A 25,768-nucleotide genomic window follows, 5' to 3' on the forward strand; every position below is an offset into this window, starting at 1 on the left:
CTCTTTCCAGTAACCCTGAATACATATCAGGAGACACATAATGTCATTACGCATAAACGATCAGGCGCCAAACTTCACCGCCCAAACAACCCAGGGGCAGTTAGATTTTCACGAATGGATTGGCGATGGCTGGGCAGTACTCTTTTCCCACCCCAAAGACTTTACTCCAGTCTGCACTACAGAGCTGGGCTACATGGCGAAAATTCAGCCCGAATTCGACAAACGCAATACTAAGATTATCGGCCTGAGTATTGACCCACTTGAGGACCATGTGCAGTGGATCAAAGATGTTGAAGAAGTCGGTAATACCACCGTCAACTATCCCGTCATTGCTGATACCGATTTAAGCATCGCCAAACTCTACAACATGTTCCCCGCCGATGAGAATGGCTCCGCCGAAGGCCGCACAGCCATGACCAACGCCACCGTACGCTCTGTATTCGTTGTAGGCCCGGATAAAAACATCAAACTGATGATCACCTACCCAATGACCACCGGTCGAAACTTCGATGAAATCCTTCGGGTTATCGACTCTATGCAGCTGACTGCGAAACATAAAGTCGCCACACCGGTGAACTGGCAACAGGGTGAAGACGTCATCATCGTACCGGCGGTATCCAACGAAGACGCAGAGAAGATCTACCCTGATGGCTGGGAAACCCTGAAACCGTATTTGCGTAAGGTAAAGCAACCAGGCTAGACGCTTTAGAACGGCTAAATAAGCTACCAGCCTGAAACTTTTCGAGTGACAAAAACAAAGAAGCCATGCAATGCATGGCTTCTGAGAACAGTCTGATTTCAGTACAAATCAGAAGGGTACATCGTCATCAAAATCTACTGGCGCGCTGGTGTCGTATGCAGGTGTCTGATCATACGGATCTGAAGCGCCGGCGCCTCCCTGAATCTTCCAACCAACCAGGTTGTTAAAATAACGACCGTTGTATTCGCGGCCACGGATATCAAAAGATACCGTCACCTGCTGGCCAGGCTGAATTGAATCCAGCAGGCTTACTTTGTCCTGCACAAATTCCAGATTGATATCCTGCGGGTATTTCCCTTCCTCGACCGTTACAACCATTTCACGCTTAGTGAAGCCGCTGTTAAAGGTCTGTGGATCCTGAATTAACTTAACCTTACCGGTCAGTTCGTAAGCCATTGTCTTTACCTTGTATAGCTACATCTTGATGGCACATATTTAAGCAGAAACTGAAGAGAATTACTGTAGGTTTTTATGGCTGATTTTCTTAGCTTGGTTATGCATAGGATTCACTGTGCCAGAGAGTATATCTAAGCTCTGTTTCTATCTTTGTCATTGTCTTGATAACGAGATAAAAGAACTGACTGGCATCAAGAGAATTTAAAGAAAAATACTCGCCAAAACAGAGCCATCCCACTATCATTCACGCCGAACTCACTGGAAAGAAGAAATACCTTATGTCCCTGCCTAACTGCCCAAGCTGTAATTCTGAATACGTTTATCAGGATCAGGATATGCTGATCTGTCCGGAATGTAGCTACGAATGGAACCCTGTAGAAGCCGCTGAAGAAGACGCCCTGGATATCAGAGACGCAAACGGCACACAGTTACAGGACGGTGATCGGGTCACTCTGATAAAAGACCTTAAGGTAAAAGGCAGCTCTCAGGTACTGAAAATCGGTACCAAAGCCCTGATCAAACGCATGGTTGATGGCAAAGACCACGAACTGGACTGCCGTGTAGATGGCGCCGGTGAAATGATGGTAACAGCTAAGTTTGTGAAAAAGGCTTAATAAGCTTGAGGCAGAGCAATATCACGAATTACTCTGCCTCATAACGGTCGGCTAAACGAATGAGTACCAACCCGTTTAGTAGAGGTCACAATTATTTTGTGACTGAACAGATTTGATCCGTTTCTTATGTGCGTCTATTTAGTATTCCGGCGCACAAAGTTATTTAGTTCAGAAACCGACCGAATTATATAGAGTGATTTATCAGTCGATAACGCTTCTAATCTGCACATAAAGTCGTCATTCCAAAACCTAGGACATAGCTTTAATACTTTATAGCTTTCCAATGTGCCTTTCAGTACTGAGCAGCCATCAGGCCAACCTTCAGGCTTTACAACAAATCCTTTTAACAGCCGCTTGGTCACAAACCAATAACTGGTTAAATATGGCAGATCAATATAAACCAAGGTATCAGCCGCTTCTAAACGCTGATTAAACGAAGCGATGGGCCCAAACCCATCAATTATCCAATTGTCAGACGCCAGAACGCTTTCATGTGCGTCATCGAATAACTTGCGATCTACAAGCTCGCCGCTTTTCTTATACAACATCGAATCGAGCTGGTGTAGCTGTATACCTGTTGCTGACACTAGCGCTTTACTTAAAGTCGATTTGCCACTTCCTGGCTTACCAAAAACTGCGATTTTCTTCATACTGCCGCCTTAAAATGGAAGATCCCCATGAGGCAGAAACAAAAAACCCACCTCTTCAGGGTGGGTTTGATAAATTAAAAGCGCATCAGACATCCACCATTCCTATGGAATGATGATAATTCGTACTGTCTGCTGCTGAAGGTTTGTTTTCATACACTGATCGTCATATATAGAAAAAAGATTGTCAAACCGTAATAGGGATAATTAAGGTCAGAGTAAAACCAACTAGCAACTAACGGTTAGTTTTACTTTGGCCCTAAATTAATTTCTAACACTCTGTTAATGGTTCAGAAAAATATTCGACTAAACTGTGTAGCGAAGCGAAACTAAGCCAAGCTTTAGCAATCTCGCTTTAACAGCTTGTAAGGCATTTATTCTACAGGAGTTACAACCTGTATTTTTTTATCCAATTCAGGCCAATGAACAATAACGTTATACAATACCCAAGCTTCCATTTCTTTATATGCTTGTACATAAACATCAGCGTCACCTTTAGGGCCTGAAATTGAATACTGTAAAGATGCTTCTCCATCTGTTCCTGACGTTTGAATGCTTCCCATGACAAAATATCCAGCTTCGATAGGCTCACCCACGACCTCAATAACTTCAGAATTTTGAGATATTGCAACCATGGATTGATCGAAAGCTGCACCTTTAAGCATGTTACCAATCAGTATAAAAAACAGAGGAAAAACCACAAAAAATACGATTAAACCAGCATTACGCCACTTTTTCTGTGTTTGCTTAAAGTGTTCAATATCTCTCCATGTTCGATTTTTCCACGCCCATTCATTTCCTTTTGCGCCAAGCATAAAAAACATTACAATATTTACCAGAGGAACAAACATTAACAATGCTATATATGTGCTATTACCTATTCCCCAAATCCAATTTAGAAAAAAAGCTCCCCAATTCCACCCTTTGATCTCTGGCGGAACTACAGAATTCTTACCTAAGCCTGAAACATATTCTTGTTCTTGATTCATTTTACAAATTAACTCCAATCCTTTGGTGAATATCTAACGCCACGTTTTGTGGTAGTTTTGGAAGCACGATGTGCCGGAGAAGTTATCCGACAACAGCGTCTTGTTAGGCATTGTTGCCAAGAGTTTTATAAAATGAAAGTAGATTGCCAAATGGGTCACTGAATTCAAAATATTGAATAGCTTCAGGTACAGTCTCTATTTGCCCCGCATCCACTCCAAGGCTTAAAACTAACTCATGACTACGTTCTATATCATCAGTCTCAAAATTGACAGATTTTGAACTAGACTCCTCGGCTTCCAGCTCAAAAAGTTGCAACCAGAATGAAGACGTAACACGAATCTCCCAAATACCTTCCATAGGGCTTACTTCTTCCAGGCTCCCTAAAAGTAGACGGTACCAATCAGTCGCTCGACTCAGATCAGTGACCGGCAGGCCAACAGTTACGCTACTAATTTTATTACTCATCTTCTTCTCCTATAGATTCTTTATACCCAACGCTCGCAGCATGAAATCGCGCAGCGAGCACAGTCCATGTATTGGGCAGCAATGCCTGTGTTTGTTACATACGACATAACTTGCCCGTGCGGCTTTAAAACTAAAGCCGGTGATGCGAATAAGTGCTGGTCAACGAACCTTATGGTTCAATAATTTTTGAGCGGAAACACGGAGGGAAAGAGCAGAGACCTGAAGCTACTGCGTACCGTCCAGTGGTACCACGTTGTCCTTATTTTGCTATTAGCACTGAGTGCTCGGTTAGCAGAGGCCAAAGGCTTAGACTTAAGGGCTAAGTCCTCTGGGCTCTTAAGCTATAGAACGCCCGATTAATCGGTGGCAACAACGCGTAGCGTTTTTGATATCCGTGCTCAACCGGTTATTAGGCTGATTTGGCTCCTTCATTTTTATTATTACTGTCTTTCATCAAAGAAAGGAATTGTACCCACCTCACTATACCAATCAGCTCTAGACTTCCAGAAAATATTGCGTTCGGGTGAAACTGCTGGGGTATCATCTAAGGTTCCAGCTGGAACAAGAACACTTCCCCCACTGCGATTAAGCGAGGGTAATTTAGAGCCACACACTGAACAAAATGAATTGCAAAAACGCTCCGCGGCGGGATCCTCCCAACGATTTACCAGTTCCTCACCTCGTGTCCAAGCGAATTGGTTCCGATCTAGTCGAATATTGGCTGCATGCGCTGCTCCAGATGTTTTCCGACATCTACTGCAATGACAATATTGGAAAAATTGAAAAGGCGGTGTGATCTCATATGCAACACTCCCGCAAGCACATGTACCACAAAGTTTATTATCATTCATTTAGCTATTCCCAATTTATCAGTTGGTGCGATTTTTGAATGCAACCTAACGCCTCGTTATGAGGCAAAAAATTATTGGCTAAAATTAGCGACGAAGGAGAAAAAGCCAACTGTTTTTGTCCTTTTAAACGACTTGTTATGTGACGTCTTTAGTAGCAACTAAATTTATAAGCATTAGTTCTTCGTTAACAAATACACTGCAAGACCAAACATTCTTCATACCCTTCAAAGGGATTGAATTTTCATTCTCAATATCTTCCAGTAGGATATTTCTAGAATTGTCCGTTATCACATCTTCTAGACCAGTTATATCCCAATTTAATATCCCTTTATATAAAGCATCTTCTTTACAGGCTGATAAACATTGCGATATGAATGTTCCACCTTTGAAATCAAGAATTAGAGTATACAAATCCATTTGTTAAACCTCGTAGTCACCTAACGCTTTTGTAAAAGGCGCGACGACAGGAGCGTCCTTTTGACAAATTTGTTAGCTGTGATTAGTAAAACTGACATTCGAATACCCATTCACCGGATTCGTTTTTGTTAAAGTAAGCAATACCATTATCGGCCCACATCCAATTCGGTTTTTCTTCACTGCCTATTTGAAACACATAGCCGTCTAGGTTATGACTGTGCTGAATACATTTCGGGAACCCTCCAAATTTAGTTCCGGGATAGCGATTATAATCATAAAAAAATTTTCATCTTCACCATCTGATTCATTGATAGGAGTCATATCTACAATGTCCCAAGCATTTTCCCAATCTGGAGTATCATCAACAACCTTGTTCCATTGTATTGGAAAGCCTTTAATTAAATCAGGCTCTTTTGATTTAGGAAGTAATTGTAAGTCATCTAAAGATTCATATTCCCTTATTTCCCACCCCTCACCGTGAGGCTTATCAAACGGCAATTCTTCACGGTTTGTGAATACAACCAAAAATTTTGTTTTTTGTAGCTCTGGAGGAATTACTGGCAATTCTGAAATTTTTACTTGAAGCAAGCAAAACATTTCCTTGCCTTTATAGGTAGGAAGCACTTCACCTTTTGAACCTATTCCCTGACCTCCAAACCAAGAAGTTATTTTATCTTCTGGTGGACGAAACCCACCAATTTTAGCTACAGATGCTTCTTTTAAGTGGAGGTCCAATTCTTCGTATGTTTCTTTAACTGATTTCATAATCTCACTTACAGCTAACGCCTTGCTCAACGGAAAAATGCGAGCGCGAGCGAGTAGTTTTTCCGATGCAGCAACTTGTTATACATTTTGTAATTTCATTTTGCAGCACGACTTCCTAGCACCCAAATACTTAATAATAAAAGTCCACCACCAACCCACTGTAATATACTCAAGTGTTGACCAAGTAAAAAAGCTGATAGCACAACAGCTGTCAGTGGCTCAAGTAATGTTGCAACAGTAAGCTCAGTGGGTTTAAGACGTGCTGCGCCCCAGCTGAATATTAATAATGCTAAAGCTGCAGTTACTAGACCAAGGTAGAGTAACCAAACTTGAGGTGGAAACTCTGCTGGCCAGGAGAATGGACGATAAAGAGTAGTTAAGCCCATTATTATGGCTGCAACCACAGTAAGACACGTTGTTGCTAGGCCAGCCCCAAGAGCGATAGAAATACGACCACTGATCATTGAGAAACCAGCGTACAGAAATGCCGAACCAATAGAAAAAGCGACGCCAAGCATGGTGTTATGAGAATTAATGTTTGAAGTTGTAGAACCATGTTGAGTGATGATTAAAACTGTACCTGTAATTGCTCCCAAAAGCACAAGAATTAGTTGTAAATCCGCCATCTCTTGACCACGAAATACTGAAATTATTGTAACGATGACAGGAGGTAAACAGAGTGCTATTAGTGTTGGAATTGCAGCACCCATTTGCTCTATACCAAGAAACCAAAGTAATACATAACCTGACATTGCTGTTCCAGCAATAAATACAATTGGTAAAATTGGACGTAATTTTCTCCAAACAATTCGACGACCAAAAATTATGGCTAGAACTACTGCACCAATGAGAAAGCGCCAAAAAGAGACATTTTCAGGAGTAAAACCATGTTGGGCTACGAGTATATTAACAACAAGCGCACCTGTTCCCCATAATACACCTGCTCCGCAAGCGGCTAATAACGCTAGCTTCGAAGACCTATAATGCGTAGGAATTTTATTAGAAGACATGGGATATTTTCAGTTTTTGGTTTGTATAACGCCGCAATAAGCGGCAAAAAGTAGTTGGCTAAACGTTGTGAGAAACGAACAAAAGCCAACTGTTTTTTATCCGTTTAATTGCCTTGTTAGGCAATTGATAGCAAAGGATTTGGCATATCAAAATCTGCCTCATCTAAAACCTCACCTGTAATAGCCCCTAATATTGCATCCTGAAAACGTTCTTGAAGTTCATATAATTCTTCATCATTTACAGATGTAATCTGCCAATCAACAGCTGGATTGGTATGAGAATCTATCTATATCAAAACGTTCTGTTGAATATACAAGAGAGCATAAGATAATTCTCTACTCACCGATAATTCGTCATCTATTTCTTTAGCTATATCGATTAAAGCTTTGTGCAATACCCAAAACTTATCTAAATCCCACTCACCGTGCTCAGACAAATAGCCATAGAAAGAATCTTCCCATTCTAGGCAGCCATCACCAGGGATATTTTTGAATATTTCGACTAAGGATTTATTTACCATGATGTGCCTAACGCCGCTATAAAAGGCGCGCTTTAGCGCGTCCAGTGGAGGCCGCTTTTTGGCCGGAACGGTTTTTGATAACCTTGTTAGCTTTATGCATGGTATGAGCAACCTTCTATTAATACATTACCTACTCGCTCTCTAAAACCATAAATTAATAGACCAGGCTCTTTCCGAGTTTCTAATTTCACTTTCCATAGCACTATCACATGATCAGGGTTTCTATGGATTGCCACTAAATCCGAGATTGTGTGTTTGCCATATGAATCGTAATTTTCTTCAATCTGTCGATTGAATTCTTCTTCTGGAAAGTTCTCGGAAGGATTCTCATCAATAAAGTACTGAATAAAACCACTGTAGTTTTTATTATTCCATGATTGTTCAGTATGCTCTGCTAGAGGCTGTACTAGATCTAGTATTTCCTTGTCGCTAAGACCCTTAGTTTTCATCGTATCATCTCTATTTTCGGACTGGTTTTAGAAGCTAACGCTTCACTAATGCGCGCGCTTTTTGCGTCGCCTTTGAGTGACTTGTTAGCTGCGGACCTCTGCCACAGCTACGGATTTACATATTACAAAGCATGTATCAAACACTAATGCCTTGCACCCACCCTCAGGATTATATGAGGGTACAAAATTGGTTTTAATGTGGCTGCCAACTGCACTTTGATAAAGTTCCATTAGTGGTTTAGGTCCCTGCGCTAGCTGCCCATTGGAGCCTTTACAGAACTCTATGAACTGGCCCGCATTATATGTATTGGCAAAGTCAGAAAGGGGACGCCAGCCACCAAATAGTTTTTCATGGGCCTCCCAGACCCGACCTAGTATTTCATACCGACTTTCTGGCTCTGAGGAGTAATAAAGCCCCCCATGAGGCTCATTGTGATTCCATAGTAACTGGTGAGAATCCGTAAATTCGATCTCACCAGTTACAGAAGGTTGCACTTCGCTTTCGGTTACTCCGTGACACGTAATCTTGAAATAGCGTGTAACATCATAGTCGGTCCAATCATCACACCGGAAATCGATTACTAAATCGTGTGAATAATCTACGGCCGTGATTCGACCATTAAGATCTTCGTATAGCTTCTCTGATAATTCTTCAATGTTCATAATTACGTGCACTAACATTTTAATACTGCGCCGGCTCGATTTGCCCATGAAGGAAAAGGTAATGATTGAAAGTATATAGTTGATCTATATACCTTTTTCTGTAGCACATCCTTTTTCTTTTCTGGCAAAACGAGCGCGCTCGTTTTGTCTGAATCGACAGGCGCAGTATTTCGCCTGTTGATATCCTTATCCGACTCATATTGCAGGATTTTTACAGGTTATACCAGTAGCTAAACGTGCCAGACTCCGCTTTCTTAACTGACAAAACGCGCCTACATTCAGCATTTCTGTGAATATACTGTCTAATTACACAGTTATGCTATGAAGAATATCCACAAGATGGATGATATGAGTGATAACACTGTCATAGCCTTATCTGCATAACTATCCGATCCGTTTTTTAGTAGTTCTCGCCCTACAGCATTAAAGTATTCAGGCTAAGAATATATCAGCCACAAAAAGCCGCCGATCACTTGCGTTACCGGCGGCTTCTGTTTTGCTCTTTTAGCTAGTTAAGATTACTTTTTGTGAACAAAAGTCTCATCGGCTTTTACCAGGCCGATACGGTCTTGTTTTTCATCCAAAACATCTTACAGAAACGAGCCTAGCGAGCGTTCAATTACCGCATATTTTTCTTACCAAGCCTTTGATAGTTCAAGTAATATAAGTAAAAATCGATACATATTAAGGACCGATATGTTTAAAAATATGCTTCTGACTTCCGCAGTACTTTCTACCTTAACAGGCTGCGCTACAGCTCCCGACTATGTAACACCAGAAAATGTAGAAACAACACAAATACACGTCACACGTGACATTAAAGCACCTTTAATCGGTGGAACCAGCACTCAGATCTTCAATATGAAAGCATTTAAAAAATGTGATGAACCAATGCAAGCTGGAAACACCCGCTTCATGATGCTGGTTGAAGGCCATCCTTTAATGACGAACTTTAATGAAAACGGCGTAAATGTACCGGTTGGCAAGCCTCTCAGCCTGTTTATGTTTTCGGTGTCAGGTGCAATGAGTACCTGCTCAGGTATTGTTAAATTCACACCAGAATCCGGCAAAAATTACGACATCAAGCTGAATGGTGATCTGACAGCTATCAACCCCTATTGCACAACCGAGTTATGGAGTATGCCTGAAGGCTCAGATGTTGCTCAGCAAGAACGCTTTGAAGAATTTGACGACTGCCAATCATAGTTCATCTTTCTGAGCATCCCTTTTAAAACATCAGCCATAAAAAAACCGCCGGTCACTTGCGTCACCGGCGGTTTCTGTTTTGCTCTGTTAGCTAGTGCAGCTTACTTTTTGTGAGCAAAGGTCTCTTCAGCTTTTACCAGGCCGATACGGTCTTGCTCTTCGTCCAGTACTTCCTGTGGGAACTGGCTCATGAAGCAGCAGCATACGCCTTCACCGATCATGGTACGTGGCCCAAGTGGGTGTGCAATGTGCTTGTAGATACCGTGGCTGTGGCCATGATCATGGTCGTGTGAATGTCCGTGATCGTGAGAATGCCCATGATCATGGTCGTGTGAATGTCCGTGATCGTGCGAGTGACCATGATCATGTGAATGATCGTGATCGTGCGAGTGACCATGATCATGTGAATGATCGTGATCGTGCGATTGAGCCTGCTCATGCGAGTGGCCGTGATCATGTGAATGATCATGCTCGCCTTCATTCGGATTGAATTCGGCATGGTGATGGTGAACATCTACTTCGCCAGCAGCCAGACGGCGCTTGAAGGATTCCATCAGGCTTTCGTTGCTCAGGTCCTGCTCACCATCAAGAATTTCACGGACGCGAATTTCAAATGCGTCGATCACTTTCTCATGGTCGTTCAGGTAAGGTGTCTTGATAAACTCAATACCCTGGTTCTGTTCAGCAACCTGATCTACATAACCGTAGATACGCTTGATCAGACGGCCTGTAAACAGGAAGTAAGGCGCAACAACTACGCGCTTGTAACCCAGCTTCAGCAGCTTCTCCATACCTACGCCCACTGAAGGGTAAGTTACACCGGAGTAAACCGTATCAGCCCAGCCGAAGCCCATGTTTTCGTTAACGATACGGGTCAGCTTAGCGGCTTCTGCGTTTGCGCCGGTATCGGATGTACCACGGCCTACAACAACCAGCAGCGTGTCGTACAGGTTTTCTGGTGGGTTTTCAGGATCCAGCCCCATAGACTCATAAATGCGTGCCTGGAAGGCTTCGATCATTGCCGGGTGCAGACCCAGCTCGCTGCCGTAATGCATTTCGATCTGGCTGTTGTTCTCTTCAAACGTCGTCAGCACAGACGGGATATCATTCTTGGCGTGAGTCGCCGCAAACAGCATACCCGGAATAGCATAAACTTCTTCAACGCCCTGCTCCAGCAGAGAGTTCAGGCTCATATGAATATTCGGCGCAGAAAACTCAAGGAAACCGTATTCAACCGGGATATCCGGGAAGCGCTTCTTCAGGCCTGCTGCCACTAAACCAAATTCGCGTTCTGCATCTTTGTCACGGCTACCGTGACCACAGACCATAATGCCTTTTTTTGACACAATTTCTCTCCGCATCTTGTCGCCCTGTTTCATATCTCAGAGCTCTATATTCTTAGTATGTTTTGTTGCTCACATCTGCATGTAACAGATGTTGTCGATTAAATCGTTTCCAGCCGGGCCTGCAGCTGTGCAGACGCCTCCGGTTGCAGTGCGTCTATGATGCCAGTACGTAACAGCATGCTGCCATCGTGCAGGTCAATCAAACGCACTAAAACTCCCTGTTCTGCCAGCTTTTGATACAACTTATAAGCAGCTGGCTTAGCTAATCTGTGACAGGCGAATAACTGTTCCCGGCAAAAAGGCTGTGCATCATACGCCGCCAAAACCGGTTGTAAAAGTTTTTCTGTCAGTTCCGCATTGGCAGCAATATTCTGCCGCGCCTGCTGTTGCCATTGCACATCATTCAGCGCCGCAATCGCGACTGTTTGCGCCGGCCCGTTTACCGGCCATGGGCCCAGCAACTTTGCTAAGCCCTGTATGACATCTTCACTGCCAAAAATAGCGCCTAGCCTGATGCCCGCTAAGCCAAAAAACTTCCCGAACGAACGCAGCACCAGCATATTAGGGCGGTTAAATTCACCTAATACACTCTCTTCCGGATGAAGGTCTACAAAAGCTTCATCTACAATCAGCTTCGCACCAGGTTTTAGCCTGTCCGCCCAGTTAGCTAACTGCTGCGGGGTAAACTTCAGCCCGGTTGGGTTATTCGGGTTAATCACTAACAGATGAAAGCTGTCATCTGTTTTGGCTGACATTTCTACTGAGCGGTCTACTGAACAGTCTAATGAGCGATCTAATGCCAGCTCTATCGCCTGCTCTGCAGCAGCATGATCCAGCGCCGGATAATAACGCAGTTCAGCGCCATACTCTTCCCAGTGCTGGCGGTGTTCCTGATAACCAAAGTCCGGCAGCAGTACCGGCATATCTTCTAATACTTCCGGCAAAAACTGAATAATCGGCTGGCTACCATTCGCCAGCTGATAAGGTAAATCACCGTAATAGCTGCGCACAGCTTCATCCAGCTCAGGACGTAAATATGGCAGTGCCTGATAGGCCTGACTGTCGAACGCCGGTAGCGGGTAATACTGTGGATTGATGCCTGTCGAAAGGTCAATCCAGTTTTCCACTGCTGTGCCAAATTGCTGACTGGCGGAATACAGATCACCGCCATGGCACAAGTTCAACTCCTGACCTGCCAGCTGGTTTTTACCACCAGCTTCTTCAATATCTATTGCGACAGACCTGCTCAGCTCACTCATTACATCAGCCTCAGGGTAAGCCACAGTGATGGTGCCATTGCCAGTGCGACTATCACCAGATACCAGCACAAGATCGCTTCATTCACTAAGCGACAGGCCGCTTCAATGTCCCGGGCTTTCGGGGTCGGATCTTCCACCAGCCCCAGTACCGGGCGGTCCTGCCATTTGCCGTGATACACCGCACCACCGCCAAGCTTCACACCAATAGCTGCAGCTCCGCTGGACATTACTAAACCCGCATTAGGGCTTTTCCAGTTGCCCCGCTGACGTTTCCAGGCTTTGAAGGCCGCTGTAGTTTTACCGGCCAGACAATAACTTAATGCGGTTAACCGCGCCGGTATAAAATTCAATACGTCATCTGCCCTAGCAGCTGCCCAGCCAAAATTCAGATAACGGCGGTTTTTATATCCCCACATGGCATCCAGTGTATTGCTCATGCGATACAGCACCACACCCGGTACACCAAACAGGCAGAACCAGAAGATCGCGGCGAATACTGCATCAGCACCGTTTTCCAGTACCGACTCAGTGGCTGCTGTCGCAATAGCGGTTTCATCCAGCGTTGAGGTGTCCCGGCTGACAATCATGCTCACCGCCTGACGGGCACCGTCCATGTCACCTTTGCCTAATGGGTTAGCAATGGCACGGGCATGGCTCAACAGGCTCTGCCAGCCAATGCCCAGATACAGCACAACACTGCCCAGCAAGGTTTCACACCATATATTCAGTGCCAGTATGTCCATTAACAAACAGGCAAGTACTGTGATTGGCAGTACTGCCAGACACCAGGCCAGAATGCCACGGCCTTTACCGGACGCGTCCCCCTGCGCACCGTGGCGGTAGCGGTTTAAATGCTTCTCCAGCCACAGAGCCAGGTTACCGAAGCCCACTAATGGGTGATAACAACGCGGCTCCTGAAAACGGTAATCCAGTAGTAAGGCGATTAGAATCGCCAGTACGATGCTTAATCCTTCAGTCATTAGCCTTCACCCAGTTCTTCACGCATCGCTTTTGCACTCGCCTGATCAACTGCACTGATATCCATTTGCAGTAAATCCAATAACTTTTCTAGCGGTATAGCGTCTTCTACAGCATCTGCCAGACGTTCGATCTGCTGATCCCTGAATGCCAGATAATCAAAGCTCTCAAACTGCGCCAGACCTGCCCAGCGCAGTACATATTCCAGTGTTGTCTCTTCATCCAGCAGCCCGTGAATATAGCTGCCCATGACTCTGTCATCCGCGTCCCGCGCACCATCTAGAGAAGCTCTTTCTGAAGAGCTTAGGTCTAAAGAGCCAGCTAATAAAGCACCATTAGATATCTGTTCACCGTGTTGCTGTTCCTGCTCATGTAAGCCATGGAACATCGGGATATCCAGCGCTGGCCCGCTGCTGCGGCCAGTATGTATCTCGTAACCGCTGACAACCACCGAGTCATCTGCTGCTAAAAAACCGCGCACATTACGTAAAATCTTATCGCCGGTCAGGGTTGTTTCCATGTCCAGCAGGCCTAAGCCTTTGTCAGAGCCCGGTGCGGACTCATGACCATCCGGATCATGTACCCAGTTACCCAGCATCTGATAACCGCCGCAGATACCTAATACTTTGCCACCCAATCGGAGATGACGCTGAATCACTTCCCGCCAGGTAAGATCTGAAATACCGGCATCATTGTGCTCAGATTTAGCGTATGTATTACGGCCATCCAGCCAGCTCAGATCACCACGGACATTTTTACTGCCCGGCAGGATGATCAGATCAGCGCCTTTAAACTGCGCCGGGTCTTTCAGGAACTGACAGTCCACCTGCGGATGCATCCGCAACGCATCAAAATCAGTGTGGTTACTGGCACGTGGATACAGTGGCACGACAACTCTTAGCTGCTGGTAATCATTGTCACCGGTTTGTTGCTGAGCAACTGCATCTTCGGCTTCAATGTGCAGGTTATGGATATAAGGAATCACGCCGGTTACCGGTACACCGGTTTTATCTTCCAGCCAGTCCAGGCCAGACTGCAGCAAACGGATATCACCCCGGAAACGGTTGATGATAAAACCTTTCACCCGGGCTTTTTCAGATTCACTCAGCAGCTCGTAAGTCCCGTACAAATGGGCAAATACCCCACCGCGATCGATATCCGCACAGATCACTACCGGGCAGTCGACTGCCTCAGCAAATCCCATGTTAGCAATATCATGTTCCCGCAGATTGATCTCTGCAGGGCTGCCGGCACCTTCTACCAGCACAACTTCAAACTCGTCACGTAAACGGTGATGGCTGGCGACAACTTCTTTTAATAGTTCAGGCTTGTACTGGTGATACTCGGTCGCCTGCATATTGCCGATGGCTTTACCGTGCAAAATTACCTGAGCACCCAGATCGCTGTTAGGTTTCAGCAATACCGGGTTCATGCTTATCGACGGCGTCAGAAAACAGGCTTCAGCCTGAACCGCCTGTGCCCGGCCGATTTCACCACCTTCAGCGGTTACCGCACTGTTCAACGCCATATTCTGCGACTTAAAAGGCACAACATTAATGCCTTTACGGGCCAGAATCCGGCAAAACGCCGTCACCAGAATGCTCTTACCAGCGTCCGAAGTCGTGCCCTGTACCATCAGGCTCTGAGGTGAGGAAACGTGTGGTGAAGATAAATGAGATGATCCAAATTTAGCAGCTGTCATCGTTTATAACCTGTACTTAATCTTCGCTAGCCGTTTAACCGGCCGCTTCCTGTTGTTCATCAATGCTCAGCAGCAAGTCTTGCAGCTTATCCTGATACTCGCCCGGTTCCTGCCAGAGACCACGCTGTGCGGCTTCCAACAAACGTTCTGCCATCTCTTCCAGCGCATGCGGGTTATGCTCTTCCAGAAACGCCCGGTTTTCTTCATCAAACACCAGCGCATCAGAGACTTTTTCGTACTGATAATCGGCAATCAGGTTTGTAGTCGCATCATAGGCAAACATGTAATCCACGCTGGCGGTCATTTCAAACGCACCTTTGTAGCCATGTTCACGCATTGCCCCAATCCATTTTGGATTCAGCACCCGGGAACGGATTACCCGGTTAAGCTCTTCTTTCAGGGTACGGACTTTTGGCTGCTGAGGGTTTGAGTGATCGTTGTGATACACCTGCGGCATCTCTCCACCGAAGACCCGCACAGCATTAGTCATGCCTCCCTGGAACTGATAGTAGTCATCCGAATCGAGAATATCGTGTTCCCGGTTGTCCTGATTCTGCACTACCACTTCTAACTGAGATAAACGGTGCTGAAAGGCCTGTTTAGCCTGCACGCCATCTTCTGCCTCACGGCCATAGGCATAACCACCCCAGTTGAGGTAGGCATCGGCAAGATCACTTTCCTGCTCCCAGCAACGTTCGTCTATCAGGCCCTGTAAACCGGCACCATAGGCACCAGGCTTACTGCCGAATACCCGGAAACTTGCCTGCCGGGAAGCATCATCGGCAGACATACCTTCCGCTTCCAGCTCGACTTGTCGGGCTTCGATATTCGCCTGAATAACATTACCGTTACCCGGCTCATCCAGTGCTGCTACTGCCTGAACGGCAGCATCATATAATTTCATCACGTTCGGGAATGCATCACGGAAAAAACCAGACACCCTAAGCGTCACATCGACCCGCGGACGGCCAAGTCGCTGACAGCTGACCACTTCAAAATCTACCACGCGATTAGAACCTTGCGCCCAGACTGGCTTAACGCCCATCAGCGACATTGCCTGCGCGATATCATCACCGCCGGTACGCATGGTAGCGGTGCCCCACACAGATAATCCCATCTGTTTAGGGTAATCGCCGTGTTCCTGTAAGTGCCTTTCGATCAGTGCGTTAGCGGAACGCTCACCAATTGCCCATGCTGCCGGAGACGGAATTGCACGGTTATCCACCGCAAAGAAATTACGCCCGGTCGGCAAAGTATCCAGTCGGCCTCTGGTAGGCGCGCCGCTTGGCCCCGGTGGCACAAAACCACCGCTCAACCCGCTAATCAGCGAGCTTATTTCCAACTCAGCACTTTGCTGCAATGCCCGGAAAATCACAGTATTAACATAGCCCAGCTGCGCTGCTGTATGCGGCAGTTGGCTAAGTGTATCTGCAGTGACTGCGGCGACTTCGGCATCAGCCATAAGCACGTATTGCCTGATCAGCCCTTTGGCTAGCAGTTCAAGACGCTCACGGGTGTCTGCCTGCGTACGCCAGGCATCATCAGTGACGGCTTGCAGCAACGCAGGTTTTTCGCCAACCCAGACCGTATGATCGCCGGTTAACGGCTCGAATAATTCGCCATCGATGCGCAAATTCAGATCCAGCGCGATATTGTCCAGTATGCCGCGGCTATCATCGGCATCACCGCGGGGTAAACGCAGCAATGCCACTAACGTGTCTGCCAGCTTATCAGTAGCAGGCAGTTCACCTATGATGTGCAACCCATGGCGAATCTGCGCTTCTTTGATATCACAGAGATAGGCATCCAGTTCAGACAGGAGGGTTTCTTCAACCTCTTCTTCGCTCACCCCTGCAACCTGCTCAGCATGATGCAAATTGGTTTGGCTCAGCAGCTCTTCACGTAAGTTTGAATCGTTCAACTGTTGCAGAATCGCTTCACGCAGCCAGTTCTCACGGGCCTGATCCATACCCATTGCCTGATAGAACTCATCCACCAGCCCTTCCAGCTCAGCCATTTCACCGTAAGTTTCGGCACGTGTCATTGGCGGCATCAGGTGATCAATAATCACGCCCTGAGTACGGCGCTTAGCCTGCGAGCCTTCACCCGGATCATTAACGATGAACGGATAAAAATGCGGCATCGGGCCCAGAGCTATATCTGGCCAGCACTGGTCAGACAGTGCCGAACCTTTACCCGGTAGCCATTCCAGATTGCCGTGTTTGCCCACATGAATGACTGCATCCACACCGTAGCAGTGACGCATCCAAAAATAGAAAGCTAAATAATTATGCGGTGGGATCAGATCCGGGTCATGGTAATTCGCCACCAGATCGATGTTAAAACCACGGGCAGGCTGAATACCAATGAAGGTTTCACCTAAGCGCATACCGGACAGCATTAAACGGCCATTACGGCATTTAATATCCTGCTCCGGGCTGCCCCACTGGTCATAAACCGCTTGTTGGCAGTCTTCCGGTAATGCGCGGAAGTACTCCATATATTCATCAATTGCCATACTCTGCCAGCATGGCAAGGTATGCAGGGTATTCGGGTTATTGGTCACCGAACCCAGCAATTCTTTAATCAGGTCATCGCCGCTGGCCGGAATGTTTTCCACCGGAAAACCCGCATCAGCCATGGCGTTAAGAATGTTCACTGTCGATGCCGGCGTATCTAAACCAACACCGTTACCGATCCGGCCGTCTTTGGTTGGATAATTTGCCAGAATCACACCGACGCGTTTATCTGCATTGCGCTTATTAGCCAACCGGCAATATGCCAGAGAAAGCTTAGCAACAAACCGGGCCCGCTCAGCATGCAACGCATAACGTACCACCGAAATTTCACTGCGCTCAGCAAAGTGACTTTCAGCTTTAAAACTCAGCGCCCGGGTAATGACCCGGCCATCCATTTCCGGCAATACCACCTGCATGGCGATATCCCGGCTGCGCAGCCCCTGGCTGTATTGCTGCCAGTCTTCTTCGGTGCTGCTTGAAAGTACCAACTGTAATACCGGTACTTCACGGCTGAATGGCGAATAGAATTCACTCGGCTGCGAACACAGATCCGGGCTGGCCACTGTGTTACTGGCAAAGCCGGTGGTATTCAGAATCAGCTTGGCATCACTCTGCTCCAGTAACGCGTTAACCAGCGCCATAGATTCAGGATCTTTGAGAGAAGCAATTGCCAGTGGCAGCGGGTTAAGCCCTTCACTGCGCAGCACTTCGATCAGATGATCGAACATGTCGGTATTGGCTGACTGTAAATGGCTGCGATAAAACAGTAACAGGGCAACCGGAGCATCCGGTAACGCATTCGCCTGCCACTCAGCAAAAGAAGCCTGCGCCTGTCCGTTAACATTCTTTTCGGACAAGCTGGCAGGCTGATAGATCATACAGCGCGGTAATACCTGCGGCTCGCGCCACAGTAGCTCTGCATGTTCAGGAATAAAGGCTGCGCTGAGATAGCGCAGCAACTGTTCAGCATTCGCAGTGCCGCCTTCCCGAAGGTAGCGCCACACTCGCTGTTGCTGTTCAGCGGTAACATTACTGGCAGTTTCTAACTGCGGATCAGGCGTATCGTCACCGGGTACCAGAATCAGCGTACGGCCGGGCTTTTTTGCCCAGGCCTGTAAACGCTCAAAACCATATTGCCAGTAGCTGGCACCTCCCAACAGAGAGACAACAACGACTTTTGCCTGCTCAAGTACTTTATGTTCATAAAGATCATAAGCGGCTGGTTTTAGAATCTGCATCCAGTTTGCCAGACGGATGCCCGGCAAATCAGCAGGCGCCAGATCAACACCGCTGGCTAAACCCGCCAGGGCGCTGTCTGCCGCCGCCATAATAACGATATCGCCGGGGCTCTGATCTAAATCGATGATACCTTCTTCATCAACAAAGCCACCGGGTTGTGCTGCCAGTAAATGCATTAAACCGCTGCTGCCTCTGCCTGGTCAGCAAGCGCTTCATTCAGTGCTGCTTCGATAACAGACTGTTCGATGCCTTTACCGATGAATACCAGAGAAGTGCCGCGGGTTTCTTCTGCCGCCCATGGACGGTCAAAGTAAACATCCAGACGTTTACCAACCGCCTGCATTACCTGACGCATTGGCTTACCTGGCAGAGCCGCAAAGCCTTTCGCGCGGAAGATGTTGTACTCTTCGATCAGGCCCTGCAGAACCTGCTGCAGTTTCTCGCTGTCCACTTCACCCATCTTAACGACGAAAGAATCGAAATGATCGTGTGCATGCTCATGGTGGTGGTCATGATCATGGTGGTGATCGTGATGGTTATGCACATGATTAATACGTTCTTCTGCCTTGGCATCCAGACCCATCAGTACATCCAGCTCAGCTTCGCCGTTGCTGATGTAAGTGGTCTTAACAGAAGAAGGAACTTTGGCAGTTACCCGGTCCTGAACAACAGTACGCTGAGCTTCGTCCAGCAGGTCGTTCTTGCTAACAACTACCAGATCCGCAGCGCTCAGCTGATCTTCCAGCAGTTCCTGCAGAGACGGATCGTGATCCAGGCTTTCATCCGCCAGACGCTGTTCCTGTACTTTGTCTGCATCATGTGCAAAACGGCCAGCGGCAACCGCAGGACCATCAATCACAGTGATTACAGCATCAACAGTGCAGTACTCTTTAATGCCAGGCCAGTTGAATGCCTGTACCAGCGGCTTAGGCAGTGCCAGACCACTGGTTTCGATCAGGATATGGTCGATGTCGTCACGACGGGCAACCAATTGCTCCATCACCGGCAGGAACTCTTCTTCCACGGTGCAGCAGATGCAGCCGTTAGCCAGTTCGTAGAAACCGTTATCACCATTGGCAGCGGTTGCGTTTTCATCTTCACAATCCAGCGGGCAGCTGCGCAGTAAATCAGAATCGATATCCAGCTCGCCAAATTCATTCACAATAACAGCAATACGCTTACCGGCAGCCTGCTTCAGTACGTTAGACAGCAGAGTTGTTTTACCGCTACCCAGAAAGCCGGTAACAACAGTCGTTGGGATCTTATTCAGTTGCATTTCTGTATCTCTCTTAATTCAGGCTGTATCACCTTCAAGGCAATACAGCGCAATTATTCAGCAGGGGGATTAACGCTTCACTGTACGTGGCGTTTCCGGCTTCACTTTTGGACGGTAAACGTGTGCCTGATCTTTGGCATACAGGTAAGAGTCCGCAAAGTCATCGCAGTCCAGTACGTGGCCAACCAGAATCAGTGCAGTACGGGTGAAACCTTTATCCCGAACTTTTTGCACGATATCTTTCAGAGTGCCGGTCACGTAATCCTGATCTGGCCATGACGTCCGGTAGCAAACAGCAATCGGGCAATCTTCGCCATAATGCGGAATCAGCTCTTCAACGATCTTATGGATACGTAAAATGCCTAAGTGAATTGCCAGAGTCGCGCCACTTTGTGCCAGCTGCGGCAAACGCTCACGTTCAGGGAACGGCGTTTTACCTTCATAACGGGTCATGATTACAGTCTGGGTTACGCCAGACAGCGTCAGTTCTTTACCCAGCATCGCAGCAGAAGCGGCAACCGCACTGACACCCGGAATTACCTGGTAGTCGATACCAAACTCTTCCAGACGGCGAATCTGTTCACCGATAGCACCATACAAAGCCGGATCGCCACACTGTAAACGGGCAACATCTTTGCCCTCTTTGTGCGCTTCTTCGATGACAGCTGAGATTTCGTCCAGATCGATACTGGCGGTATCAATGATCTTTTCAGCGGTATCTTCCACTTCAGCCAGTACTTCACGGGGTATCAGTGAACCGGCGTACATTACTACCGGACACTTCTTCAGTGTCTTCATCCCTTTAAGGGTCATCAGATCCGGATCACCCGGGCCAGCACCAATAAAATAAACGGTCATTTTTCATGACTCCTGCAAACACGCATTGTTGTTATTCAGCAATTCCCTGCACGGGCAGGAAATCCGGGTATTACATGCCACGCTTCAACTTACTCTCAGGTCCACCAGCCACTTCAAGCGTTATCATTACGCTTTCAAGCGGGTTCTGGCGTCATAAGCGCAGGTCAGACAAGGAACAAATTCACCGAGGGAGCGGATCTTATGTAAATAAGTGAGCATCCCGAGGCGAATTTTGACGCCGTATGTCCAAGCGCTACAAAAGCGCCTCTCTGGCGTCATGAGCGCAGGTCAGACAAGGCAAAATCTGTTGAGGGAGCGGAGCTTATACGTATAAGTGAGCATCCTGAAACAGATTTTAACGCCGTATGATCAAGCGCAATAGCCAGAGCCAATAGTTAGAGTTTTTTGCTATAGCCGCGTGGCGTATAAACCCACTCTTTGCTGCCATTCAGAATGTGCTTAGTTTCACTGTTACCCACGCTAACCATAGTGAACATATCCACGTCTTTAGCATCCAGCTCACCCAGAGTGATGATACGGATAGATTCATCTTCACGGGTCAGCTGACGGCCCAGCAGTACCGGAGTACTCGCAGGACGGTATTGCAGCAACACGTCACGGGCGTGGTTTAACTGCCAGTCACGCTTTTTGGATACTGGGTTGTAGAAAGACACTACAAAATCACCAGTACCAGCGCTGTGAATACGCTTATCAATGGTTTCCCATGGTGTCAGCAGATCAGACAGAGAGATGGTGCAGAAATCATGACCCAGCATTGCACCGATGCGGCTTGAACCTGCCTGCATCGCGGAAATACCCGGTACAACTTCAATTTCAACATCCAGCCATTCAGGATGATCTTCTTTACCCTGCAGCTGCTGATCCAGCAGTTCGAATACCAGTGTTGCCATCGCATAAATACCGATGTCACCGCTGGAAATCAGTGCTGTATCTTTACCTGCTGAAGCCAGATCCAGCGCCAGACGTGCACGACCGATTTCTTCGCCTAATGGCAGGTCGTGGTGGGTCTTGCCTTCACACAACTCACCCAGCAGATCCAGATACAAACCGTAAGCAACCAGATCTGTACTGGCAGCGATAGCAGTACGGGCCTTAGGTGTTAACAGATCAGCATTTCCCGGGCCGGTGCCCAAAACAAATAGTTTTGCCATTTTTTCAATCTACTCTTCAGTATCTGTACCGATGCACAAACATCGGACCTGTTATCAAAACTGCGCTTACCACGCAGACAGCAGTATCAGTTGGTGATATCTGCTTCAGTTCTTTTCAATATCTAAAACTACGTGCAATCGAACACGTCGCTTGCTTATTCTTATGTTTCGGCAACACCAGCTCCGGTGCTTCACCGGTGATCTGCCCGGCGGCATAAAGGGCAGCGGACTCCGCTACGCCATATACCCCGACGGTATTAAATACATATTCGGAACGCATGCTCAGCAATGGTTCCATCTGCATCAGCGTTGCTGCATCCCAGGTCTGATAAGGCTTACCCAAAGTCTTTGCCAGCTCAATCAGGCCGACTTCGTCCGCTTTTACATCAATACTGTGAATGCTACTGATGTCATCAATGCTCAAATTAGCCTTCGCCAGACATTCATCCAGCAAGCCCTGCAAGACATGTTCAGGACAATGCCTTTCACACCCCATACCCACACTGTATACCGGCTCAAGATAGGCTCTCGCACTAGTAATTACCGACTGTGCGTCAATCAGTTTTGCGACATCTGCCGCCCACTGATTAGCGCCACCTTCGTGACCAGACAACAACGGGATAACAAACTTACCCAGCTCATCCAGCACCAGTACCGCAGGGTCTTTATATTTATCTTCAATAACCGGTGCCAGAGTGCGCATAACAATGCCGGTAGCACAGATAAAGATCTGCCGTTCACCAGACTTAAACGAGTCGCGAACCTGCTGTTTAAACGGCTGTGGCTTATAACTAAGTTCAGCCGTTTCCCCAGCGTCTACCAGTAAAGCCTCAAGCTTTTCACCCAGGCGTTTGCCTACTTCAGTGAGGGCAAAAATCCGCATCATGACGGACGGTTACCACGCACTACAACAAACAGTGAAAAATACGGCCCTACTTCATTTACCAATTCACTGGCGGGCATCGTTTGCTGATTATCGCGGCCAATATATTCAAGATAACGGGCTTCGTTCAGACGTCCAGTTGCTTCCAACTGAGCCAGAATACGTGGCCGTGCCTGACCGGCTTTCATTATCACAACGCTGTCATGATCTGTCAGTGCTTCCGCAAGTTGCTCATCAGAGTGACGGCCACTAACCACAGCAAAAGACTCCTGCTGCATGGTTAACGGTAACGCCAGTGCTGAAGCAGCGGCGTTTACGGATGAAATACCCGGTACGACTTTGCAGGTAAACTCACTTTCCAGACGTTCTAACAAATAGCTGAATGAACCGAAAAACAATGGGTCGCCTTCACACAGAAAGACCACATCCTGACCGGCTTCCAGACATTCGCGAATTTCCGCTGCACCTTTATCGTAAGCAGCATTTGCCGGTGCCCGCTGGATCACCATCGGCATTGGGACACTGATATGTTTTGCCGCACAGCTTGCTCCGGAGAGTTCCAGTGCTGCGTTGGCAATACCCCATGCCTGGGAATGCCCTTCCGCATTCGACAGGTAGCTGACAACCGCGCTGTCTTTGATCAGACGCAGGGCTTTCAGAGTCAGCAGTTCCGGGTCACCCGGGCCAACACCTACACCGTAGAAACAGCCGGTGCCAGTTGTTGCTGTCGCATTGCTCATATCTTCAATCTCACTTAAACACACGCGGGCATCTGCCCACGAAAATTAATTTTTACAGAAGCTGTATAAATTGACCGGTAAATTTGGCCGGTACATCAGCTGGCCAGCCAGTTGCTCACCCCGGCTTACACCGATCTGAACTGTATGTGGCTGACAATCTCCTGCGCCGCAGCGCTGATCATAAAAGCTCAGCAGCTGCTGTTTGCTGTTTTCTGTCACAGCGCTGGCCAGTAACACACCACCCGGTGGTAACAAAGCCCAGCACTGTTGTAACAGGGTGGCCATTTCGCCATCGCTGCCACCAATGAAAATCTTATTAGGAGACGGTAAATCATTAAGGGCCTGTGGTGCTCGCCCCGCTACGACCTGCAAATTGCTGCTGACGCCATATCGCTGCTGATTGGCCGTTAAACAGGCTAATCGCTGCTCATGATGCTCGATAGCAAACACTCTGCACTTTGGCTGCCAGTAACTCAGCTCAATAGCGACACTGCCGCAACCGGCACCAACATCCCAGATACAGTCATCAACTGCAGGCTGCATTAAAGACAAAATGGACAGACGCACTTCACGCTTGGTAATCAGGCCTTTCCCGGCAGACGCCACTTCAGCGGTGAGGCTGCACTCGTCGCCGGCCAGAATACGCTCAGCCTGTTCCGAATCAGTAATAAAACCATTATCAGCAATGCCGGGAAATGCCGGTAATAAAGCCGCCTTACCAGCAGGTAAAACAGGCTCAACCAGGCTGACATGCAGCGGATCGAACTCCAGGGCATTCGATTCACCCTCTGCATCTGCCAGTTGGCGGGCTGTAAAACTGCGTACTTGCTCTTCCGGGTAACCTAATGTTTCACAGACACTGATCAGCGTCTCACTGAATCCGGCTGCCAGGCATTCACGGGCCAGGGCCTGCGGATTGCTCTGAGCATCAGTCAGAATCAGCAACGGCTGTCGATTACGTAAACGGGTACGGATTTTCGCCAGTGGGCGGCCATGCAAACTTAGGACTTCGGTATCCTGCAAGGAGCGCCCTAAACGGTGACAAGCTGCCTGCAAGCTAGAAACACCCGGATGATAGTGCAATTGCGCCTGAGCAAAAGTACGCCCGAACCATGCACCAATACCGTAAAATAGCGGATCGCCTGAAGCCAGAATCGCAATAGTATCTACCTTAGTTGCCATATCGGGCAGCTGCTGCTTCAGCTCAGAAAGCTTAGGCAGCACGCACTGCTGCTGCTCAGCAGTGAGTAACTCAGCGACTGTTTCAAGCTGACGTTCTGAACCGATCACAATTGCAGCAGCACGTAACCCCGTTTCAGCCTCAACACTGAGCCGTGCTTTATCACTGACTCCAAGGCCAATGATATGTAATTTGAGATCGCTCATCGTCCCCATGATTAGTACCATTCACCGCGGTTACAACGCAGCAAAGCATTCACACTGGCCGCACTGACAGCGCTACCGCCCTGTCGGCCCAGTAACGTGATGCATGGAATTTCAAGTTCTTTATGTACTTCCCAAAGCGCATCTTTAGATTCAGCGGCGCCAACAAAACCTACTGGCATACCAACCACTAACGCTGGCTTAGGCGCACCCTGTTGGATCATTTCCAGCAAACGAAACAAGGCAGTTGGCGCATTGCCGATAACAACAACGCTGCCGTCTAAGTAATCTTTCCAGAACTCCAGCGCCGCCATTGAACGGGTTTCACCGCGTTCCTTTGCCAGACCTTTAACCCGCTCATCATTCAGAAAACACAGCGGTTCACGCTCGATCATCCGCTTGGTAATACCCTGCTTAACCATCTCAACATCACACAAAATTGGACAGTTGTTTGCCAGGGCAGCCATGCCGGATTCGCAGGCACCTTCACTGAACCGGACCAAATCAGCAACTTCAGGCAGACCCAGACTATGTACTACACGCATAGCAACCTGTTGCTGCTCACGGCTGAAGCCATCCAGATTAGCGGTCTGGCGAATCTGACGGAAACTTTCCTGCTCAATCGCCTGAGGGTTTAATTCGTATTCGAAGCTCACGGG

Annotated in this window: 27 protein-coding genes; 3 read left to right on the top strand and 24 right to left on the bottom strand. The window is 47.6% G+C overall.

What is annotated here, in order from left to right; all coding sequences use genetic code 11:
* Positions 1-40: 40 nt before the first annotated feature.
* Complete coding sequence (locus tag OCU49_RS15135; RefSeq protein WP_261841391.1) at positions 41-700, top strand: peroxiredoxin; 660 nt, start codon at positions 41-43, stop codon at positions 698-700.
* A gap of 108 nt (positions 701-808) precedes the next feature.
* Here OCU49_RS15135 and OCU49_RS15140 read toward each other — a convergent pair whose 3' ends face one another.
* A complete protein-coding gene (locus tag OCU49_RS15140) occupies positions 809-1,156 on the bottom strand; it encodes a DUF3127 domain-containing protein (protein WP_261841392.1) in 348 nt (115 codons plus the stop codon).
* A 278-nt stretch (positions 1,157-1,434) separates the two neighbouring features.
* Between OCU49_RS15140 and OCU49_RS15145 the strand changes: the two genes are divergently transcribed.
* Positions 1,435-1,770, top strand: coding sequence for a zinc ribbon domain-containing protein YjdM (locus tag OCU49_RS15145; RefSeq protein WP_261841393.1), 336 nt, complete (start codon positions 1,435-1,437; stop codon positions 1,768-1,770).
* Positions 1,771-1,904: 134 nt separating this feature from the next.
* Here OCU49_RS15145 and OCU49_RS15150 read toward each other — a convergent pair whose 3' ends face one another.
* From OCU49_RS15150 to OCU49_RS15190, 11 genes are all read right to left on the bottom strand, one after another.
* The gene (locus tag OCU49_RS15150) at positions 1,905-2,420 is read right to left on the bottom strand and encodes a P-loop NTPase family protein (RefSeq protein WP_261841394.1); all 516 of its coding nucleotides are present in this window, start codon (positions 2,418-2,420) and stop codon (positions 1,905-1,907) included.
* A gap of 371 nt (positions 2,421-2,791) precedes the next feature.
* Positions 2,792-3,406, bottom strand: coding sequence for a cytochrome c oxidase assembly factor Coa1 family protein (locus OCU49_RS15155; RefSeq protein ID WP_261841395.1), 615 nt, complete (start codon positions 3,404-3,406; stop codon positions 2,792-2,794).
* Positions 3,407-3,509: 103 nt separating this feature from the next.
* The gene (locus OCU49_RS15160; RefSeq protein WP_261841396.1) at positions 3,510-3,872 is read right to left on the bottom strand and encodes a VOC family protein; all 363 of its coding nucleotides are present in this window, start codon (positions 3,870-3,872) and stop codon (positions 3,510-3,512) included.
* A 440-nt stretch (positions 3,873-4,312) separates the two neighbouring features.
* The gene (locus OCU49_RS23780; protein ID WP_376787881.1) at positions 4,313-4,723 is read right to left on the bottom strand and encodes a GFA family protein; all 411 of its coding nucleotides are present in this window, start codon (positions 4,721-4,723) and stop codon (positions 4,313-4,315) included.
* Positions 4,724-4,858: 135 nt separating this feature from the next.
* Entirely contained in the window at positions 4,859-5,140 is a 282-nt protein-coding gene (locus tag OCU49_RS15165) for a hypothetical protein (protein WP_261841397.1), read from the bottom strand.
* 82 nt (positions 5,141-5,222) lie between these two features.
* Complete coding sequence (locus tag OCU49_RS23785; RefSeq protein WP_376787895.1) at positions 5,223-5,366, bottom strand: hypothetical protein; 144 nt, start codon at positions 5,364-5,366, stop codon at positions 5,223-5,225.
* On the bottom strand, positions 5,345-5,905 hold the full coding sequence (locus OCU49_RS15170; RefSeq protein WP_261841398.1) for a hypothetical protein: 561 nt from the start codon (positions 5,903-5,905) through the stop codon (positions 5,345-5,347). The genes OCU49_RS23785 and OCU49_RS15170 overlap by 22 nt, the downstream gene beginning before the upstream one ends.
* A 95-nt stretch (positions 5,906-6,000) precedes the next feature.
* Positions 6,001-6,915 (bottom strand): DMT family transporter, encoded by a 915-nt coding sequence (locus OCU49_RS15175; RefSeq protein WP_261841399.1) that lies wholly within the window; start codon positions 6,913-6,915, stop codon positions 6,001-6,003.
* A 287-nt stretch (positions 6,916-7,202) separates the two neighbouring features.
* A complete protein-coding gene (locus OCU49_RS15180) occupies positions 7,203-7,436 on the bottom strand; it encodes an immunity 41 family protein (protein ID WP_261841400.1) in 234 nt (77 codons plus the stop codon).
* Positions 7,437-7,528: 92 nt separating this feature from the next.
* Positions 7,529-7,885, bottom strand: a complete 357-nt coding sequence (locus tag OCU49_RS15185; protein ID WP_261841401.1) for a hypothetical protein — start codon at positions 7,883-7,885, stop codon at positions 7,529-7,531.
* Between the two features lie 84 nt (positions 7,886-7,969).
* Positions 7,970-8,548 carry a hypothetical protein gene (locus tag OCU49_RS15190; protein WP_261841402.1) on the bottom strand — a complete coding sequence of 193 codons (579 nt, stop codon included), beginning with the start codon at positions 8,546-8,548 and terminating at the stop codon, positions 7,970-7,972.
* Between the two features lie 696 nt (positions 8,549-9,244).
* Between OCU49_RS15190 and OCU49_RS15195 the strand changes: the two genes are divergently transcribed.
* Positions 9,245-9,754 carry a hypothetical protein gene (locus OCU49_RS15195; protein ID WP_261841403.1) on the top strand — a complete coding sequence of 170 codons (510 nt, stop codon included), beginning with the start codon at positions 9,245-9,247 and terminating at the stop codon, positions 9,752-9,754.
* Positions 9,755-9,855: 101 nt separating this feature from the next.
* On the opposite strand, the gene OCU49_RS15200 is transcribed toward OCU49_RS15195, so the two are convergent.
* From OCU49_RS15200 to OCU49_RS15255, 12 genes are all read right to left on the bottom strand, one after another.
* Entirely contained in the window at positions 9,856-11,115 is a 1,260-nt protein-coding gene (locus OCU49_RS15200; protein WP_261841404.1) for a sirohydrochlorin chelatase, read from the bottom strand.
* A gap of 83 nt (positions 11,116-11,198) precedes the next feature.
* Positions 11,199-12,359, bottom strand: coding sequence for an aminotransferase class I/II-fold pyridoxal phosphate-dependent enzyme (locus tag OCU49_RS15205; RefSeq protein WP_261841405.1), 1,161 nt, complete (start codon positions 12,357-12,359; stop codon positions 11,199-11,201).
* A complete protein-coding gene (cbiB, locus tag OCU49_RS15210) occupies positions 12,359-13,339 on the bottom strand; it encodes an adenosylcobinamide-phosphate synthase CbiB (RefSeq protein ID WP_261841406.1) in 981 nt (326 codons plus the stop codon). The genes OCU49_RS15205 and cbiB overlap by 1 nt, the downstream gene beginning before the upstream one ends.
* Positions 13,339-15,039: a cobyric acid synthase gene (locus OCU49_RS15215; protein WP_261841407.1), complete on the bottom strand. Its 1,701-nt coding sequence runs from the start codon at positions 15,037-15,039 to the stop codon at positions 13,339-13,341. The genes cbiB and OCU49_RS15215 overlap by 1 nt, the downstream gene beginning before the upstream one ends.
* Before the next feature lie 34 nt (positions 15,040-15,073).
* Positions 15,074-18,973, bottom strand: coding sequence for a cobaltochelatase subunit CobN (cobN, locus tag OCU49_RS15220; protein ID WP_261841408.1), 3,900 nt, complete (start codon positions 18,971-18,973; stop codon positions 15,074-15,076).
* Positions 18,973-20,073 carry a cobalamin biosynthesis protein CobW gene (cobW, locus tag OCU49_RS15225; RefSeq protein WP_261841409.1) on the bottom strand — a complete coding sequence of 367 codons (1,101 nt, stop codon included), beginning with the start codon at positions 20,071-20,073 and terminating at the stop codon, positions 18,973-18,975. Before cobW ends, cobN begins: the two co-directional genes overlap by 1 nt.
* A 69-nt stretch (positions 20,074-20,142) precedes the next feature.
* Positions 20,143-20,931, bottom strand: coding sequence for a precorrin-4 C(11)-methyltransferase (gene cobM / locus OCU49_RS15230; protein ID WP_261841410.1), 789 nt, complete (start codon positions 20,929-20,931; stop codon positions 20,143-20,145).
* A 395-nt stretch (positions 20,932-21,326) separates the two neighbouring features.
* Positions 21,327-22,103 (bottom strand): precorrin-3B C(17)-methyltransferase, encoded by a 777-nt coding sequence (gene cobJ, locus OCU49_RS15235; RefSeq protein WP_261841411.1) that lies wholly within the window; start codon positions 22,101-22,103, stop codon positions 21,327-21,329.
* A 115-nt stretch (positions 22,104-22,218) separates the two neighbouring features.
* Positions 22,219-22,989, bottom strand: coding sequence for a cobalamin biosynthesis protein (locus tag OCU49_RS15240; protein ID WP_261841412.1), 771 nt, complete (start codon positions 22,987-22,989; stop codon positions 22,219-22,221).
* Positions 22,986-23,726 (bottom strand): precorrin-2 C(20)-methyltransferase, encoded by a 741-nt coding sequence (gene cobI, locus OCU49_RS15245; protein WP_261841413.1) that lies wholly within the window; start codon positions 23,724-23,726, stop codon positions 22,986-22,988. The genes OCU49_RS15240 and cobI overlap by 4 nt, the downstream gene beginning before the upstream one ends.
* Before the next feature lie 45 nt (positions 23,727-23,771).
* Complete coding sequence (gene cbiE, locus OCU49_RS15250) at positions 23,772-25,112, bottom strand: precorrin-6y C5,15-methyltransferase (decarboxylating) subunit CbiE (RefSeq protein WP_261841414.1); 1,341 nt, start codon at positions 25,110-25,112, stop codon at positions 23,772-23,774.
* A gap of 11 nt (positions 25,113-25,123) precedes the next feature.
* On the bottom strand, positions 25,124-25,765 hold the full coding sequence (locus OCU49_RS15255; RefSeq protein WP_261841415.1) for a precorrin-8X methylmutase: 642 nt from the start codon (positions 25,763-25,765) through the stop codon (positions 25,124-25,126).
* Between the last annotated feature and the right edge of the window lie 3 nt (positions 25,766-25,768).

Source organism: Aliamphritea ceti (genome assembly GCF_024347215.1).
Taxonomy (GTDB): domain Bacteria; phylum Pseudomonadota; class Gammaproteobacteria; order Pseudomonadales; family Balneatricaceae; genus Amphritea; species Amphritea ceti.

Coding starts and splice junctions, on each gene's coding strand:
- OCU49_RS15170 (WP_261841398.1), bottom strand. CDS start 5,905: ATGAAATCAGTTAAAGAAACATACGAAGAATTGGACCTCCACTTAAAA.
- OCU49_RS15145 (WP_261841393.1), top strand. CDS start 1,435: ATGTCCCTGCCTAACTGCCCAAGCTGTAATTCTGAATACGTTTATCAG.
- cobI (WP_261841413.1), bottom strand. CDS start 23,726: ATGAGCAATGCGACAGCAACAACTGGCACCGGCTGTTTCTACGGTGTA.
- OCU49_RS15215 (WP_261841407.1), bottom strand. CDS start 15,039: ATGACAGCTGCTAAATTTGGATCATCTCATTTATCTTCACCACACGTT.
- OCU49_RS15195 (WP_261841403.1), top strand. CDS start 9,245: ATGTTTAAAAATATGCTTCTGACTTCCGCAGTACTTTCTACCTTAACA.
- OCU49_RS15200 (WP_261841404.1), bottom strand. CDS start 11,115: ATGCGGAGAGAAATTGTGTCAAAAAAAGGCATTATGGTCTGTGGTCAC.
- OCU49_RS15185 (WP_261841401.1), bottom strand. CDS start 7,885: ATGAAAACTAAGGGTCTTAGCGACAAGGAAATACTAGATCTAGTACAG.
- OCU49_RS15190 (WP_261841402.1), bottom strand. CDS start 8,548: ATGAACATTGAAGAATTATCAGAGAAGCTATACGAAGATCTTAATGGT.
- OCU49_RS15180 (WP_261841400.1), bottom strand. CDS start 7,436: ATGGTAAATAAATCCTTAGTCGAAATATTCAAAAATATCCCTGGTGAT.
- cobM (WP_261841410.1), bottom strand. CDS start 20,931: ATGACCGTTTATTTTATTGGTGCTGGCCCGGGTGATCCGGATCTGATG.
- OCU49_RS15140 (WP_261841392.1), bottom strand. CDS start 1,156: ATGGCTTACGAACTGACCGGTAAGGTTAAGTTAATTCAGGATCCACAG.
- cbiE (WP_261841414.1), bottom strand. CDS start 25,112: ATGAGCGATCTCAAATTACATATCATTGGCCTTGGAGTCAGTGATAAA.
- cobW (WP_261841409.1), bottom strand. CDS start 20,073: ATGCAACTGAATAAGATCCCAACGACTGTTGTTACCGGCTTTCTGGGT.
- OCU49_RS15150 (WP_261841394.1), bottom strand. CDS start 2,420: ATGAAGAAAATCGCAGTTTTTGGTAAGCCAGGAAGTGGCAAATCGACT.
- OCU49_RS15135 (WP_261841391.1), top strand. CDS start 41: ATGTCATTACGCATAAACGATCAGGCGCCAAACTTCACCGCCCAAACA.
- OCU49_RS15205 (WP_261841405.1), bottom strand. CDS start 12,359: ATGAGTGAGCTGAGCAGGTCTGTCGCAATAGATATTGAAGAAGCTGGT.
- cbiB (WP_261841406.1), bottom strand. CDS start 13,339: ATGACTGAAGGATTAAGCATCGTACTGGCGATTCTAATCGCCTTACTA.
- OCU49_RS15160 (WP_261841396.1), bottom strand. CDS start 3,872: ATGAGTAATAAAATTAGTAGCGTAACTGTTGGCCTGCCGGTCACTGAT.
- OCU49_RS23780 (WP_376787881.1), bottom strand. CDS start 4,723: ATGAATGATAATAAACTTTGTGGTACATGTGCTTGCGGGAGTGTTGCA.
- OCU49_RS15175 (WP_261841399.1), bottom strand. CDS start 6,915: ATGTCTTCTAATAAAATTCCTACGCATTATAGGTCTTCGAAGCTAGCG.
- cobN (WP_261841408.1), bottom strand. CDS start 18,973: ATGCATTTACTGGCAGCACAACCCGGTGGCTTTGTTGATGAAGAAGGT.
- OCU49_RS15165 (WP_261841397.1), bottom strand. CDS start 5,140: ATGGATTTGTATACTCTAATTCTTGATTTCAAAGGTGGAACATTCATA.
- OCU49_RS15240 (WP_261841412.1), bottom strand. CDS start 22,989: ATGATGCGGATTTTTGCCCTCACTGAAGTAGGCAAACGCCTGGGTGAA.
- OCU49_RS15155 (WP_261841395.1), bottom strand. CDS start 3,406: ATGAATCAAGAACAAGAATATGTTTCAGGCTTAGGTAAGAATTCTGTA.
- cobJ (WP_261841411.1), bottom strand. CDS start 22,103: ATGGCAAAACTATTTGTTTTGGGCACCGGCCCGGGAAATGCTGATCTG.